Origin of the sequence: Methylobacterium sp. ME121 (genome assembly GCF_000974725.1) — a bacterium.
In the GTDB taxonomy this organism is placed as follows: Bacteria; Pseudomonadota; Alphaproteobacteria; order Rhizobiales; family Beijerinckiaceae; genus Methylobacterium; species Methylobacterium radiotolerans.
The window spans coordinates 376,420-392,187 of sequence record NZ_BBUX01000001.1 but is presented as its reverse complement, the minus strand read 5'-3'; the positions used below and the strand labels follow the sequence as shown (position 1 = coordinate 392,187).

Below are 15,768 nucleotides of genomic sequence, written 5' to 3'. Positions count from 1 at the left end.
ACTGTTGGCAATTAGGAAGTATGGAACGGGATAAACTGGCAATAGGCGCGCCGACCCCACCGGGTGAGCCGTGCGCGGAGGTGCTGCACCCCTTCCTGCCGTGGTTGACCGGCAGCCTTCTGCTGTTGGGAACGAGGCCCAACGCGGAGAGCAGGGCGCGCTGGGCACCCACCGCCGCGGTGGTCCACACGGCGGATGGCGCCGACCTTCCGGCCTCGACGCGCTTCGATGCCGTCGTTCTGCTGGGTCTCCTGTCCCGACGAGACGACGGGGGCGGGTGCGCGCTCGACGCGACGATCGCCTGGGCTCAGGAGCGGCTGCGACTCGGCGGGCGGCTGATCCTCGTCGTCGACAACGCGCTGTCGCTCCACGGCCTCGCCTCGGGGTCCGAGACGGCGGGGGAGCGCGGCTTCCCGAGCCTCGAAGGGCGTCCCCGATCCGACGGCGCCCGGCTGCCGACGCGGGCAGGTCTGAAGCGGTCCCTGGGGGCCCGCGGCCTGGTCCATCAGGACTGGTGGTTCCCGTTTCCGGACCAGGGGCGACCCCTGAGCCTCGTCGCCGAGCGCGGATTGGCGCGGCCGGGTGGGTTCGACCCCGGAATGCTCGCGATCGGCGCAGCCGGCCCGGAACCCGCAGCCTGCGCGGGCGCACTTTTCTCGCCCCGGCGCGCCTGGGGGCCGGTGGCGGATCTGGGGCTCACCGGCGATCTGGCGCCGGCCTTCGCGGTCGCGGCGTCGGAAGCGCCGCTGCCGCCGGATGACCGGCTGGCGATCCACCTCGGACTGCGCCGCCGCCCGGAATTCGAGCGTCTGGTGACCTTCGCGGATGCCGGGTCGCGGATCGCGGTGCGCCGCGCGCGCGTGAACCCTGATCTTCCCGTCGCGGTCGCAGGGGTGACGAACCTGTTGCCATCGGAGACCTACGCGCCCGGTTCCCTCTGGTCGGCGGATCTCGAGGCGCGGCTCGCGCGGGAGGGCTGGTGCCCGGACGCGGTCGCCGCCTGGGCAGGGACGTGGCTGGAGGCCGTCTCCCGCTGCTTCGCGGCCGGGGCGCGGATGGGACCGGACACGTTGCTCCCGGCACGGGCGCTCGACGCGATCCCGAAGAACCTCGTCTCGGGTACAAACCGGACATTCATAGACCTGGAATGGGACCTCGGCGTCCCTCTGGACGCGGGTCATCTCGCTGTGCGCGGCCTCGTCAACGCGCTGACCGACGCGCCGGACTGGCGGCCCGGCGGAGCGTCCGGCCTGACCCTGCTGGACGCCCTGCGCGCCCTGTTGCCGAGGCTCGGATTCGCCCTGGACGATGCGCAGCTCGCCGACCGGCTGGCCCGGGAGAGCCGGTTCCAGTCCATCGTCAGCGACCGCGTGATCGAGCGCGGTCTGGGCTGGGCGGCGGCGACGCGCCTGCCGGCCGGCGGTCCGGCCCGCAGCGGCGCGGATCCCCGCGCGGCGCTCGTCGAGGCGTCCGCCGAGATCGCCCGGCTGCGCGAGGAGAATGCGGCCCTGCGCGCCGCGCGCACCGCCGACGCCGCCGCGCATGCGGACACCGAGCGCGAGAGCGCCCGTCGCACCGACCGCGTGATCGCCTACGCGGCCGAACTGCACCGCGCGCGCGACCACCTTCAAAACACGCTCGACGCCCGCCGCGCTTCGTCCGCCTACGGGCGCCGTCTGCCCCTTCGCCTCCTGCGCCTGCTCAGAGGGACCCCTTGATGCGGCTGCTCGTGGCCTGTGACCACCTCGCGCTGACGGGCGGCCTCCTGCGCTTCGAGCGGGTCGGGCGCGTGCTCGCGCGTCGCGGGCACACGTTCTCTTTCCTCACGTTCGGCACGGGCGAGGACGGGTTCGAGACGCGTCACCGCGTCCTGCACCCCGAGGAAGCCGCGCGCGAGAGCTGGGACGCCGTCATGGTGCCGGGCGGCGGTTTCCCGGATGCCACGATCGAGGGTTTCGCGGACCTGCGGGCCCCGAACTTCGGCGCCCGGATTCAGCACTTCCTCAACGCCCCGGCGCGACGGGACGCCTACGCGCGCGTCACGCGGACCTTCGCGCCCGACCTCGTCGTGGCGAACAACGCCCACTGGGACGATGCGGCCCTCGACGCCCTCGGCCTGCCGTGGCGCCGACTCGTCGGTGCAGTCGATGCCGGCCTGTTCGCGCCGCCCGTCTCGAGGCCGGCGCGCGGCGCGCGGCACCGGCTCGGCGGCATCGCCAACAAGCGCCCCGCCGCGCAGCTCGCCGCGCTCGACAGGCTCGGCGACGCGTGGGCGCTGCACTGGTTCGGACGGCCGGATTGGGGGCTCGTGGGCGCGCGCGCCGATCTGGTGGCCTCGGGCCGCCTCGTCGTCCACGGTCCGCTGGTCGAGGCCGACCTGCCCGCGTGGTACCACGGGCTCGACGCGTTCTGCAGCGCGGAGGCGCATGCCGGCTGGTGCAACCCGGCCGCCGAGGCGATGGCCTGCGGCACGCCGCTCGTCACGACCGTGCACGGCACGCTGGCTTTCGCCGAGGACGCTGTGACCGCCCTGGTGGTGCCGGACGGTCCGGACGCGGCGCTCGGTGCCGCCGTCGCGCTGGCCGCGGACCGGATCGTCACCGATCCCGCCGCCGCCGCGTCCCGCGCCGAGGCGGGACGAGCGCGGATCCGGGCGCTCGACTGGGACACCTACGCGGACGGGCTGCTCGCCGCCGTCGCAGAGGCGATCGCGCTGCGGGCCGACCGGGCCACGGCGGCGCGCCCGTCCGGCACGCCGCCCCGCGAGACCGTGCTGCGCCTCGCCGACCTCGCGCGCCGGGACGGGGCGCTGCCGGAGGACTTCGACGCGCTCGGCTATATCCGGCTGCATCCGGACCTCGCGGCGCTGTTCGAGCACGCGTGGCAGGGGCAGTTGCACTACCTCGAGCACGGCCGGCGGGAGGGCCGGATCTACCCCTCGAACCTGACGCGGGCGCAGCAGAAGGCCGCCCAGGCATCGCGGATCGCGCTCGCGGTCGACGGGCTCGACGGCTCCGGCAAGTCGAGCATCGCGCGTCGCGTCGCCGAGGCGCTCGGTGCGACAGTGCTCAATCCCTTCAGCGGTCAGGTCGGCGCGATCCTGGTCCATCTGGCCCGGACGGGGCAGCACGCGCTCGCCGACGACGTGGCGCACGCGGCCGTCGCGGCGGCGATCGCCAACGCGCCGCCGGGACCGGTCGTCTTCGATCGGCACTGGTTCACCGCCTCGCAGCTCCTGTCGCCGGCCTATCGTCCGGGATGGGAGCCGCGCCCGTTCACCGTCATGTGCTGGGCCGACCGCCCCACCACCATCGCCCGCATGGTCGCGCGCGGCGTCCCCAACCCGTCGGAGCACATGACCGAGGACCGGATCGCCGGCTACCGGACGCTCGCGGAGGAGCTGCGGCTGCCGCTCCTCGACACGTCCCGCATCGCCCCGGAGGAGGGGGCCGCGCAGGTGCTGGCGATGTTGGGCGCGAACGGCGACGCGGCACAGCGCGCGTGAGTGCGGCCTCGCGGAGCGGCGTGCGAGATCGGCGCGAAGCGCGAGAGGCTGCGGGGCGACAGCCTCCGCGGGACCGGGAATTGCCGGACCCGCTCCGATATGGTCGCTTTCCGGAATCCGGTGGCGACGGCCGGCCACGGGTTTCGCGGGAGGACATGGCGTTCGTGTTGGAACAAGCGCGCGGCGACCGCGGCCGGAACCTCGTGCTGCTCGGCATCAGCCTCCTCTTCGTCGCCGCCGGTCTCGGGATGATCGTCACCGGCGCGGATGGCGGCGTCGCGACGACGGTGTTCTTCGGCGTCTGCGCGGCCGTCGCCGTCTGGCAGCTGCGGCCGGACCTCCTCGAATCGGAGAGCCGGTCGGCGGGGTCACTGGCGGCCCAGTTTCCTGGCCCAGTGACCTTGCGCGCCTCGTTGCGGAGACTCCTGTTCCTCGCCCTGATGGCCGCCGGCTTCGGCGGGGTGACGCTCTGGATCCTGCTGCACGAGACGCGTTCAACCACGATGCACCTGCTGCTGTGGCCGGGTGTCGTGCTCTTCCTCGGAGGCGTCCCGGTCCTCATCCTCACGGCGATCCGCGGCTCGGCGCTGCAGCTCGACGAGACCGGATTCACCGTCGTGCAGTTGGGCCGGTCGCGGCGCGCACGGTGGCATGACGTGAGCGAATTCGCGGCGGTCGCCGCAGCCGGCTCGGGCCAACGTCTCGTCACGTTCGACGACGCGAGCGCCGTCACGACCCGCCTCGGGGCGATGAACCGTCGCCTGATCGGGCGCAACGCGGCGCTGCCGGACAACTATGGACTGGATCCCGACACGCTCGCTACGCTCCTCACGGCTTGGCGCAAGCGGGCCCTGCAGACGGAGGCCGGTCGGCTCTGAGGCGATCCGGCCAACGCGGCGGCGGTGCCGGCGCACCGTCGACGGCGCCGGGTCGACGGGCGGGGCGCGCGGGCCGGCGGCGGACGACACCGCCTGCCCGCGCCTTGACCATCGTCTCTCCAGCGTGGCCTGATCGGCGCGATGGAACCGCTGACCGACCCGATCGCGCGCGCTCGCTCTCCCGGTACGGGTCAGCCCCCGGAGGGCGGATTCGCCGCCCTGACCCCCGAGCTGAGCGTCCGGGACCTCGATGTGAGCCTGCGTTTCTGGTGCGATCTGCTCGGCTTCACGGTCGCCTACGATCGACCGGCCGCGCGCTTCGCTTATCTGACGCGAGGCGGCGCGCAGATCATGCTGTGCCAGCACAACGGCCGCTGGAGCACGGGCCCGCTGGATCCGCCCTGCGGCCGCGGGGTCAACTTCCAGATCATGGTCGATCGGCTGGATCCGATCCTCTCGGCGCTCGCCGGCGCGCGATGGCCGCTGTTCGAGGCGCCGCGGGAGGCCTGGTACCGGACGGGTCCGGTCGAGGGCGGCCAGCGGGAATTCCTCGTCCAGGATCCCGACGGGTACCTCGTGCGCCTCGCCGAGGATCTCGGTCACCGACAACCCGCGTAGCCCCCGCCCGTCCGGACCGGGAGACGACACCGTCGCGGCCGCAGGGGCCGCGTCAGCGCGTGACGATGCTCGGCTCCTGCCGGCCGGGACGGGGTTGAACCACGAGGAGTCCGGCCGAGTAGACCAGCGAGACGAGGAGCGCGACCGTCAGCGCGAGCGCGGCACCGAACGGTTCGATCATCACGTGGAGCGTCAGCAGGGTCAGGCCGAAGCCGAACACCCCGCGGATCGCGACGCTCGCCAAGCGCGCCATCGCCGCGCCTCCGATTCGGCGATGAAGGATGACGAAGGCGCTCGTCATCGTAACCGGGAAGGCGGCGATCACCCCGGTCCGGGCAGGACCGAGGGCGGTGCTGAGCGCCAGCAGGGCCGCGACGAACAGCGCGACGGCACTCGCGCGGATGAGCAGATCCAGCGGGCGCGGCCTCGCGACGACGGCGCTCCGCACAAGGGTCGCGCGCACCACGTGCCGGGTCGAGACGGCGCCGGCCCCATAGACGAGGGCATTGAGCAGGAACGCCGTCGTCGGCGTCCACGCGAGCGCCGAGACCGGCAGGGCCGCCGCGAGCCACGCCAGGATCGCCGGCCCGAGGGTGGCGATCATGTCGCGACCGGCCGCCCGGTGGGCGTAGACGATCAGGAACAGGCCCGTCGCGGCGTTCGCCGCGAAGCCGTTGAGGGCCGCCCCGGCGACGAACGCGGCGTCATGCTCCATCGCCATGAACACGTAGGCCGGCCCGGCCGACACCGGCAGGCTGACGACGAGCGCGCCCCAGACCGGCCCCAGCCATTCGGCCAGGACGGAGGCGAGCACCACCACGGTCCCGGAGGTCAGCGCCCGGATCAGGGCCGTCAGCCAAATCGCCGCCAAGGTCGTTTCCCGCGCGTCGCGTCGCCGACCCGGGTCGGCATCGGAGCCACGCCCTCGCTATCACGGGCGACCGGTCCCGGCCAAAGCGGCCGGCTCGCGAATCCGCGCTTACGAAACCGGCCGGGGCGACCTGCTCGTCGGCCCGCGCGACCGCCGCCGTGCCGCCCGCGATGGTCCGGACGCAGCGGGCGGCCGTGTTTTGCGAGCGCGATAGACTTTCACCCAATTCTCGACTTCAATGACCGAGATTGATGCAGTCGAGAGCACGGATTTCGGCTTCGAGAGCCGGCCACGGTGTACCTTCCGTGGCGCTTGGCAACACCGATCTGCCGGATAGGACTTCGGATCTCCACGGCCGGCTCGGCGCACCGCCCGCGCGACGCGAGCTGGACGCGACGCGCCGGAAAGACTCTGCCGACCACGATCCTTGGGCGTGGGAACGCGGCCGGGCGGCTCAGATGTAGGTCGAGGCGAGCGCCGGCGAGCCGTCCAGGGCGTGGGCCAGTCTCTCCAGGCCGTGGGCGATCTGCTGTCGGGTCGAGGGGCCTCCGAGGCAGAGCCGGACGGCCTCGGGTGGCGCTCCGGCGACGCAGAAGGGATCGCTGCCGACCACCCCGAGACCCGCCGCGCGGCCCTGGCTGGCGAAGGCCGAGCGCGTCCATCCAGCCGGCAGGGTGATCCAGACGTGGAAGGCGTGCGGGTCCGCGACGTAGGCCTCGGCGGGCAGCAGCGCGGCCGCGAGGCTCTGGCGCGCGGCCGACTCGGCGCGGACGAAGTCCACGATGGCGTCCGCCGTCCCGTCCACGATCCAGCGCGTGGTCAGCGCGGTCGAGATCGGCGACGCCATCACGGTCGCAGCGCGCAGGGCATCGCCGAGGGGCAGGGCGGCCCGCGCGTTCGGCGCGACCAGGAAGGCCAGGCGGAGCCCCGCGCCCAGGCACTTCGCGACGCCCGCCACGTAGTAGGTGATCTCGGGCGCCAGTTCGGCGAAGCTCGGCGGCGGTGCCGGGCAGATCCGCGCGTAGGCGTCGTCCTCGATGATGGTGACCGCGTAGCGGCGGGCTGTGGCCACGATGGCGTCGCGCCGCGCGCGGGATAGGGTCGCCGTGGTCGGGTTCTGAAGGAGCGGATTGAGGTAGAGGGCCTTCGGCGCGCCGCGGGTACAGGCGGCCGCGAAGGCGTCGGGGTCGATCCCGTGGCGGTCCATCGGCAGGCCGACGAGGCGCAGGCCCTGATGCGCCGCGAGGGTCCGGATGCCCGGATAGGTGATGCGCTCGGCGCAGATGGTATCGCCGGCCTGCGCGACCTGTCCCAGGATGCTGGAGAGGGCGCTGTGCGTGCCCGGGCAGATCAGGAGGCGCTCGCGCGCCGCGACGATCCCGCGACCCCCGAGCCAGCGCAGCGCGGCCTCCTTGTCCGCCTCCGTCCCGCCGAAGCCCTGGTAGCGCAGCAGGTCGGCGAGATTGCCGGACAGCTCCGCGAAGGACGACCGCATGCGGGCCTGCAGGCCCGGCAGGTCGGGCTCCGGGGGCAGGTTCATGGTGAAGTCGACCGGTCCGGGCCGCCGGGCGTGCGCGGCCTCAGCGGGACGGGTCGTGTCCGCCGGGTCGACCACGAAGGTGCCCCGGCCGACCCGCCCCTCGATCAGGCCGCGCCTGTGAGCCTCGACATAGCCGCGGGACACGGTCGTGAAGTTGAGGTCGAGCGTGGCGGCGAGCGCGCGCTGGGTCGGCAGGCGCGTGCCCGGCAGCAGGTGACCGGTCCGGATATCGTCCGCCAGCGCGTCCGCGATAGCGAGGTAATGGGGCTTGCCCCAGCGCTTGAGGTCGGGCGTCCAGACATTGTCCGCGCCGCCCCTATCGACGAACCGAACTCCCCGCCCGCTCGCCCTCATCCGTCCTGCACCCGCGTCGTGAAAAGCGATCAATGATCGATTGTATGGCTTGCAAGCACCGTACCGGGCGCCGCATCGCGTGTCACGGCTCATACGATCCGTTCAATGCGTACAATATTCGACGCCGAAACAGGCGTCGATTGACCATGGCATGCGCACGACTTGGTGATGAAATGTGCGAAAGGAAATAGATCTTCGCCGGTCGCCGACTGTCCATTGATCGCAATATTGTATGTATCGCAGGGCGACGCATTGACTGGATCCATGATCGCGCTGTTCTGGCACACCGCTTGCCATTGCCTCGGCTGATCGCGCGCAGCGCCGACTGCAGCGGTCCAGATCACCGAGGAGCGTGAGCAATGCCTGCCGTGAATCGCGAGCCGCACAAGAAGGGCGACGTTCTGGTCGACTACGAGGAGAAGGTCTTCGAGGACGTGAAGGCCGAACCGGGTCAGAAGGCGCTCGTCACCTTCCACACCGTCGCGTTCGAGGGCTCGATCGGCCTCGTCAACCTGCTCCAGGCCACGCGCCTGCAGCGCAAAGGCTTCGAGACCTCGATCCTGCTCTACGGCCCCGGCATCACCCTCGGTGTCCAGCGGGGCTTCCCGCGGCTCGGCGACGAGGCCTTCCCGGGCCATCTCAACTTCAACAACCAGCTCGAGAAGTTCATGGCCGAAGGCGGCAAGGTCTACGCTTGCCGCTTCTCGACACAGGCCCTGTACGGGCACGGCGAGGCGGCCTTCATCGAGGGCATCCGCATGATCAACCCCCTCGACGTGCTCGACTGCATCCTCCTGCACAAGCGCGACAACGCGGTGATCATCGACACCTGGACCGTCTGACGACCGCGCTAACGCTCCCGGCGGCCGCGCGGGACGCGCGCGGCCGCCGGCTCAGCCGGAGGACCACCCATGTCAGAGACGCAGATCGTGCGGGCTGCCGCGGTCCAGATCGCGCCGGACCTCGACCGCCCGGACGGCACCCTGGAGCGCGTGCTCAATGCGGTCGACGAGGCCGCCGCCAAGGGCGCGCGCTTCATGGTCTTCCCCGAGACCTTCCTGCCCTACTACCCCTACTTCTCATTCGTCCTTCCGCCCGCGCTCCAGGGGCCCGAGCATCTGCGACTCTACGAGCGCGCGGTCGCCGTGCCGGGCCCGGTGACGCAGGCGGTCTCGGCGGCCGCGCGGCGCCACGGTGCGGTGATCGTGCTGGGCGTGAACGAGCGCGACCACGGCTCGCTCTACAACGCGCAGCTGATCTTCGACGCGGACGGCGCCCTGAAGCTCAAGCGCCGGAAGATCACACCGACCTACCACGAGCGCATGATCTGGGGTCAGGGCGACGGCGCCGGGCTCGCCGTGGTCGAGACGGCAGTCGGCCGCGTGGGGGCGCTGGCTTGTTGGGAGCACTACAATCCGCTCGCCCGCTACGCCCTCATGGCGCGCCACGAGGAGATCCACGCCGCTCAGTTCCCGGGCTCCCTGGTCGGCCAGATCTTCGCCGACCAGATGGAGGTGACGATCCGTCACCACGCCCTGGAGGCGGCCTGCTTCGTGGTCAACGCCACGGGTTGGCTCACCGACGAGCAGGTCGCGCAGGTCTGCCCGGACGAGCGCCTGCGCGGCGCCTGCCGGGGCGGCAACTGCACCGCCATCGTGTCGCCCGAGGGCAAGCACCTCGCTGATCCTCTCGGGCCGGGCGAGGGCATCCTGATCGCCGACATGGACCTCGCGCTGGTGACCAAGCGCAAGCGGATGATGGACTCGGTCGGCCACTACGCGCGGCCCGAACTCCTCAGCCTGCTCCACGACGACCGCCCGGCCGCCTCCGTGCAGCGGCCGGCCCGTTCGCAGCCCGCCCACCGGAGCCTCGACCATGAGCAGCAGCCCGCTTCCGACGAGTCGTCGCGCGTCCCCGCCGGTCCCGACGGGCCTCATCGGGATGCCGACGGAGCGCCTGATCAACGCGTTGCAATCCTACGGCGTTAGGCTCGCCGACAGCCGCGCCGGGGCGCCGAGCCGCCGCGGCGGCGCCGGGCCGTCGGATCACAAGGCGATGACCATCGCGGGCCGCACCGTGATGGTGCCGGTCCATACCGAGGCCGCCTTCGACTCGCCCTTCCTCGTGCGCCCGCCGGACGCGGACGGGATCGCGGTGATCGAGCACGCGGGCGTCGTGGTCGGCCGCGTCACCTTCCCGGGGCGCCCGCGCTTCTATGCCCTCTCCACCTTCGACGGCGTGCCCTACGCGAAGATCGCGGTGCTGCACGGGCGCGACGTCCTCGCCACGACGGTGCTGCAGACCTGCATCCGCTACCAGAGCCGCGCCAAGACCTGCCAGTTCTGTTCGATCGGCCAGTCGCTGGCCGCCGGGCGGACCGTGGCGCGCAAGACGCCCGAGCAGCTCGCCGAGGTCGCCCGCGCCGCCGTGCTGCTCGACGGCGTGAAGCACATGGTCATGACCACCGGCACGCCGAACGCCACCGACCGCGGCGCCGCGATCCTGTGCGAGAGCGCCTTCGCGGTGAAGGCCGCCGTCGACCTGCCGATCCAGGCCCAGTGCGAGCCGCCCGACGACGACCGCTGGTTCGAGCGGATGCGGGCGTCCGGCGTCGACGCGCTCGGCATGCACCTGGAGGCCGTCACGCCCGAGGTGCGGGCGCGGATCATGCCCGGCAAGGCGAGCGTGCCGCTGGAGCGCTACTTCGACGCCTTCGCGGCGGCCGTGCCGGTCTTCGGGCGCGGCCAGGTCTCCACCTACATCCTCGCCGGCCTCGGCGACGCGCCGGACGCGATCCTGGCGACGGCCGACCGCCTGATCGGGATGGGCGTCTACCCGTTCGTGGTGCCCTTCGTGCCGATCTCCGGCACGCCGCTGGAGAGCCATCCGGCCCCCGGGCCCGACTTCATGCACGCCGTCCTGAAGCCGCTCGCGGAGATGCTGGGCCGGGCGGACCTGCGCTCCGCCGACATCAAGGCCGGCTGCGGGCGGTGCGGCGCCTGCTCGGCGCTCTCCACCTACGAGCGCGCGGGCGGGGCGGCGTGATGTTCGACCCCGTGCCGCCGTACCGGCCCAGCCACTTCCGGGTGAAGTTCGCGGTCGCGCCCTGGGAGCGGCGCGCCTGCGCGGCCCTGCGCCGGCAGGTCTTCTGCGCGGAGCAGGGGATCTTCGCCGAGGACGATTGCGACGCGATCGACGCGCACGCCCTCCCGATCTGCGCCCTCTCGACGCTCGGCGGCGACGCGGACGCCGTCGTCGGCACCGTGCGGATCCACGAGGACCGCGCGCGTCCGGGAACGTGGTGGGGCTCGCGCCTCGCCGTCGCCAAGCCCTTCCGCAGCGCCGCCGCCCTCGGGACCGGGCTCATCCGGGTCGCGGTGTCTTCGGCCCGCGCGCGGGGCTGCACCCGCTTCCTCGCGCACGTGCAGGAGGGCAACGTCGCGCTGTTCGAGGCCCTGCACTGGGAGAGCCTCGACGCCCTGGACCTGCACGGGCGGCCCCACCGCCTGATGGAGGCGGATCTCGCGGCCTACCCGCCGATGCACGATCCCGAGAACGGGCTCCTCACCTTCCGCAGGGCCGCGTGACCGCCGCGGTCGACACACGGGCGCTGGCCCGCCAGATCCGCGAGGCCCGCGGGGTCGGCCACAAGCGCGACATCGACGCGGTCGTGCGGCGGCTCGGTCTCGGAAGCCGGCACGCGGCCGTGCCGGTCGGCGACGACTGCGCGGCGATCCCCGACGGCGACGGGCACCTCCTGCTGGCCATCGAGGGCTTCCTCGACAGCTTCGTGGCGGACGACCCCTACTTCGCCGGCTACTGCGGGATCATGGTCAACCTGAGCGACGTCGCCGCCATGGGCGGCCGCCCGCTCGCCGTGGTTGACGCCCTCTGGAGCCCGGATGGAGCGGCCGCCGATCCGGTCCTGGCCGGCCTGTCCGATGCCGCCGCGCTCTACGGCGTCCCGGTGGTCGGCGGCCACACCAACACGCGCGCGGCCGCCGGCAACCTCGCGGTCGCGGTGCTCGGCCGGGCAGGGCCGCGCCTTCTGACGAGCTTCGACGCCGCGCCCGGCGACGACCTCGTCGCCGCCATCGACCTGCGCGGGCGCTTCCGCGACCCGCACCCGTACTGGGACGCCTCCACCGGCGCGCCGGGCGCGCGGCTGCGCGGTGACCTCGCGCTGCTGCCGGGCCTCGCCGAGGACGGCTTGGCCCACGCCGCGAAGGACATCAGCATGGCCGGCATCGTCGGCACGGCGCTGATGCTGCTCGAGTGCTCGGGGGTGGGCGGAGTCATCGACCTCGACGCGATCCCGCGTCCCGACCACGTCCCGCTGCCGCGCTGGGTGAACGCCTTCCCGAGCTTCGGCTACCTCGTGAGCGTCCGACCCGACCGCACGGCGGCCGTGGTGGCGCGCTTCGCCGCGCGCGGCATCGCGGCGGCGCAGATCGGGCGCCTCGACGGCAGCCGGGTCGCCCGGGTGCGCGACCGGACGGGCGACGAGGCCGTCGTCTGGGACTTCGCTGCCGACGCGCTGACCGGCTGCGGCCGCGAAAGAGCGGAGGCCGTGCCGTGACGGGCCTGCGCGTCGCGATCCTGACCCATTCCACGAACCCGCGCGGCGGCGTCGCCCACAGCCTCGCGCTCGCCGAGGCCCTGTGCGCCCTCGGCCACGAGGCGGTGGTGCACGCGCCCGACCCGGCGGGCCGCGGCTTCTACCGGGACGCGGCCTGTCCCACGGTGGCGGTGGCGGCCGAGCCGGTCGAGGGTGCGACGGTCGATCTCGTGCGGGCCCGCATCCACGACTACCTGCGCCATTTCGCGACGCCGGCCGCCTGCGACTTCGACGTCTTCCACGCCCATGACGGGATCGGCGGCAACGCCCTCGCGACGCTCAGGCACCGGCGCCTGATCCCGGGCTTCGTCCGCACCGTGCATCACGTCGACAGCTTCGCCGATCCCGTGCTCGCGTCGTGGCAGGACCGCGCGATCCGCGAGGCCGATCGGCTGCTCTGTGTCAGCCGCCTCTGGGCCGACTGGATCCGGGACACGCTCGGCGCGGAGGCCGGGATCGTCGGCAACGGGGTCGACCTGTCGGTCTACCGGCCCGCGCCGACCGGGGCGGACGCCGCGTTCCGGGACCGGTGGGGTCTCGGCGGGGGGCCCATTATCCTGAGCGTCGGCGGCTTCGAGGCGCGCAAGAACGCGCTCGGCATCGTCGGGGCCTTCGCGCGCCTGCGGGCGCGCCACCCCGGCGCGCAGCTCGTCGTCGCCGGCGGCGCCTCGCTCCTCGACCACGCCGCCTATCGAGACCGCTGCCGCGCGGCCCTGGCCGCCGCGGGCCTCGAGGTCGGTCGCGGCCTCGCGGTCGTCGCGACGGGCCCGGTCCCGCAGGCCGACATGCCGGCGCTCTACCGAGCCGCGGACCTGCTGGCCTTCCCGTCGTGGACGGAGGGGTTCGGCTTGTGCGTGCTTGAGGCCATGGCCTGCGGAACGCCCGCGATCGTCTCCGACCGCCCCCCCTTCACCGAGTACCTCGCGCCGACCGACGCGCTGTTCGTCGATCCCGCCGACCCGGACGCCATCGCGGACGCCATGGCGGCGGCGCTGGAGCCGCGGACCCGCGCCCGCCTGCGAGCGGCGGGGCTGGCGCGTGCGGCCACCCATTCCTGGCGCGCCTGCGCCGCGCGCCACCTCGACGCCTACGCCGGGTGCGCCCGCGGCGCGGCCGCCGGGCGCTCCCAGTCTCTCGCCGGTCCGGCAGCCCTCACGGAGTTGGAGCCATGACGTCCACGACCCGTCACGTTCCCGTCGCCATCGTCGGCGGGGGGCAGGCCGGCCTCTCGGTCAGCTACCACCTCAAGCAGCGGGGCATCGCGCACCTCGTGTTCGAGAAGCACACGGCCGCGCATACCTGGGCGACGCAGCGCTGGGACACGTTCTGCCTCGTCACGCCGAACTGGCAGTGCGACTTGCCGGGCCACCGCTACGATGGACCGGATCCGGACGGGTTCATGAGGAAGGATGAGATCGTCGCCTACCTCGAAGCCTTCGTCGCCAAGGTGAGGCCGCCGATCCGCGAGGGTGTGGCGGTCACGCGCGTGGCGCGGCGCGACGACGGTCTGTTCGCGGTCCAGACCTCGGAGGGCGACTACACCGCGGACGAGATTGTGGTGGCCTCCGGCGGCTACCACACGCCGATCATCCCGCGCCTGGCCGAGAGGCTTCCGCCCGCGATCACCCAGATTCACTCGAACGCGTACCGCAATCCGGCGCAGCTGCCCGACGGCGCGGTCTTGGTCGTCGGCTCCGGGCAGTCCGGTGCACAGATCGCCGAGGACCTGCATCTCGCCGGTCGGCAGGTGCACCTCGCCGTCGGCGACGCGCCCCGCTGCGCCCGATTCTACCGCGGCCGCGACGTCGTCGCGTGGCTCGCCGACATGGGGTACTACGAGAAGACCGTCGACGATCACCCGCTGCGCGACGGCGTCCGGGACAACACCAACCATTACGTGACTGGTCGCGACGGTGGCCGGGACATCGACCTGCGCCGCTTCGCCCTGGAGGGTATGGCGCTCCACGGCGTTCTCGACGACTACGCCGACGGCGCGCTCCGCTTCCGCGACAACCTGCGGCGCTCGCTCGACCAAGCCGACCGGACCTACAACGGCATCAACGCGGCCATCGACGCCTACATCGCCGAAGCCGGCATCGCGGCGCCTGTCCAGGCGCCCTACAGCCCGGTCTGGGAGCCGGGCGAGCCCGTCACCGCGCTTCCCCTCGAGGGATCCGGCATCACCAGCATCGTCTGGTGCATCGGCTTCGCGCCGGATTTCCGGTGGCTCGACGCGTCCGTGTTCAACGGCGCCGGGCGGCCGAAGCACCGGCGCGGCGTCACGCAAGAGGCGGGCATCTCCTTCGTCGGCCTGCCCTGGCTGAACACCTGGGGTTCGGGGCGCTTCGGCGCGGTCGGCCGGGACGCCGAGTACATCGTGCAGGTGATCCAGGCGCGTCTCGGCGCCGGCGCGGTCGGTCTGAAGCGGGCGGTGTGAGCCGGGTTCTCGTCGGGGCAAAGTTGCGCCGGCGCGCGTCGCAGATATTGCGGCTATTCGGGCCGGACATGCGGGGTATCCGCAGCACCGAAGCGCCGTTGGGATCCAGTGTTCGGCGTCGTACCTCGTTCAGATCCCGGCTTGTTCGCCTGTATCGCATCGGTTAGCCAAGCGCCGTTGCGGCGTCTGAGCCGCGTAGACCCAGGAATTATCCATGCGAGGACGTATCGTCGGTGTCGGGATCGCGACGGCTCTATCGGTGATGACCGGCGCGGCATCCGCCGAAACGTTGCCGGCACGCAAGGCCGGCTTGTGGGAGAGCAAGACCACCTCGACCGACGGCAACACGACGGCGCGCCAATGCATCGATGAGAAGACCGATCAGATCGCGCAGGCCGCGTTCGGCGGTGGGCAGAACTGCTCGAAGCGCACCATCGTGAAGACGAGCACCGGCTACAAGGGCGAGACGGAGTGCAAGCTCGGCCCGATCTCGGCCGCGGGCAACACCGTCATCACCGGTGACTTCAACAGCAAGATCCACATGGAGGTGGATACGACGCTGACGGGCCTGCCGAACGCCAAGGAGCCCATGCGGCGCCAGATGGTCATCGACGCCACCTATATCGGTCCCTGTGAGGCTGGACAGAGCCCCGGCGACATCATCCTGCCCGACGGCAAGATCGTGAAGATGCCCCAGCCGGCGCCCCGATAGGCGTCTCGACAGGCTCGTCGGGCGCGGGAGAGGCTGCCGGAGCTCCGCACACGCCACACGCGCGTCGCACCCCGTCCTAATCTCTGCGGCACGCGCCACGGCGTCCGAGCGGCTCCGATCCGCGGCGAGGATCCATGCCGCGAGGCCGGCGCCGGCCCACGCCGGCGAGCAAGCTCAATTTATGGGATATTAAATACATTCGGCTAATCGTGCGCCCCGCAGCCGCAGAATTGTT

The 15,768-nt window shown here is 72.5% G+C and carries 14 protein-coding genes; 12 read left to right on the top strand and 2 right to left on the bottom strand.

Annotation, left to right across the window (positions count from 1 at the left end; translation table 11 throughout):
- Positions 1-80: 80 nt before the first annotated feature.
- From ME121_RS01745 to ME121_RS01730, 4 genes are all read left to right on the top strand, one after another.
- A complete protein-coding gene (locus tag ME121_RS01745; protein ID WP_245337748.1) occupies positions 81-1,718 on the top strand; it encodes a hypothetical protein in 1,638 nt (545 codons plus the stop codon).
- Positions 1,718-3,505 (top strand): glycosyltransferase, encoded by a 1,788-nt coding sequence (locus ME121_RS01740; RefSeq protein ID WP_058606497.1) that lies wholly within the window; start codon positions 1,718-1,720, stop codon positions 3,503-3,505. Before ME121_RS01745 ends, ME121_RS01740 begins: the two co-directional genes overlap by 1 nt.
- Before the next feature lie 80 nt (positions 3,506-3,585).
- Positions 3,586-4,383, top strand: a complete 798-nt coding sequence (locus ME121_RS01735; RefSeq protein ID WP_246753096.1) for a hypothetical protein — start codon at positions 3,586-3,588, stop codon at positions 4,381-4,383.
- Positions 4,384-4,524: 141 nt separating this feature from the next.
- Complete coding sequence (locus ME121_RS01730; protein ID WP_012317265.1) at positions 4,525-5,001, top strand: bleomycin resistance protein; 477 nt, start codon at positions 4,525-4,527, stop codon at positions 4,999-5,001.
- A 52-nt stretch (positions 5,002-5,053) separates the two neighbouring features.
- Here the strand turns inward: ME121_RS01730 and ME121_RS01725 are convergent, their stop codons facing one another.
- Both ME121_RS01725 and ME121_RS01720 read right to left on the bottom strand, forming a co-directional pair.
- Positions 5,054-5,872, bottom strand: coding sequence for a hypothetical protein (locus tag ME121_RS01725; RefSeq protein WP_012317266.1), 819 nt, complete (start codon positions 5,870-5,872; stop codon positions 5,054-5,056).
- 454 nt (positions 5,873-6,326) lie between these two features.
- Positions 6,327-7,766: an aminotransferase-like domain-containing protein gene (locus tag ME121_RS01720; protein ID WP_059408208.1), complete on the bottom strand. Its 1,440-nt coding sequence runs from the start codon at positions 7,764-7,766 to the stop codon at positions 6,327-6,329.
- A 359-nt stretch (positions 7,767-8,125) separates the two neighbouring features.
- Between ME121_RS01720 and ME121_RS01715 the strand changes: the two genes are divergently transcribed.
- The 8 genes from ME121_RS01715 to ME121_RS01680 all read left to right on the top strand — a co-directional run bounded on the left by ME121_RS01715 (position 8,126) and on the right by ME121_RS01680 (position 15,533).
- Positions 8,126-8,608, top strand: a complete 483-nt coding sequence (locus tag ME121_RS01715; RefSeq protein WP_012317268.1) for an MSMEG_0572/Sll0783 family nitrogen starvation response protein — start codon at positions 8,126-8,128, stop codon at positions 8,606-8,608.
- A gap of 69 nt (positions 8,609-8,677) precedes the next feature.
- Positions 8,678-9,754 (top strand): Nit6803 family nitrilase, encoded by a 1,077-nt coding sequence (locus tag ME121_RS01710; RefSeq protein WP_024827777.1) that lies wholly within the window; start codon positions 8,678-8,680, stop codon positions 9,752-9,754.
- The gene (locus tag ME121_RS01705; RefSeq protein ID WP_012317270.1) at positions 9,708-10,811 is read left to right on the top strand and encodes an MSMEG_0568 family radical SAM protein; all 1,104 of its coding nucleotides are present in this window, start codon (positions 9,708-9,710) and stop codon (positions 10,809-10,811) included. Before ME121_RS01710 ends, ME121_RS01705 begins: the two co-directional genes overlap by 47 nt.
- The gene (locus tag ME121_RS01700) at positions 10,811-11,353 is read left to right on the top strand and encodes an MSMEG_0567/Sll0786 family nitrogen starvation N-acetyltransferase (protein WP_175654113.1); all 543 of its coding nucleotides are present in this window, start codon (positions 10,811-10,813) and stop codon (positions 11,351-11,353) included. Before ME121_RS01705 ends, ME121_RS01700 begins: the two co-directional genes overlap by 1 nt.
- Positions 11,350-12,345: a sll0787 family AIR synthase-like protein gene (locus tag ME121_RS01695; RefSeq protein WP_012317272.1), complete on the top strand. Its 996-nt coding sequence runs from the start codon at positions 11,350-11,352 to the stop codon at positions 12,343-12,345. The genes ME121_RS01700 and ME121_RS01695 overlap by 4 nt, the downstream gene beginning before the upstream one ends.
- Positions 12,342-13,556, top strand: a complete 1,215-nt coding sequence (locus ME121_RS01690; RefSeq protein ID WP_012317273.1) for an MSMEG_0565 family glycosyltransferase — start codon at positions 12,342-12,344, stop codon at positions 13,554-13,556. Before ME121_RS01695 ends, ME121_RS01690 begins: the two co-directional genes overlap by 4 nt.
- The gene (locus tag ME121_RS01685) at positions 13,553-14,821 is read left to right on the top strand and encodes an MSMEG_0569 family flavin-dependent oxidoreductase (RefSeq protein WP_059408206.1); all 1,269 of its coding nucleotides are present in this window, start codon (positions 13,553-13,555) and stop codon (positions 14,819-14,821) included. The genes ME121_RS01690 and ME121_RS01685 overlap by 4 nt, the downstream gene beginning before the upstream one ends.
- Before the next feature lie 214 nt (positions 14,822-15,035).
- The gene (locus ME121_RS01680; protein WP_043072984.1) at positions 15,036-15,533 is read left to right on the top strand and encodes a DUF3617 domain-containing protein; all 498 of its coding nucleotides are present in this window, start codon (positions 15,036-15,038) and stop codon (positions 15,531-15,533) included.
- Positions 15,534-15,768 lie beyond the last annotated feature (235 nt).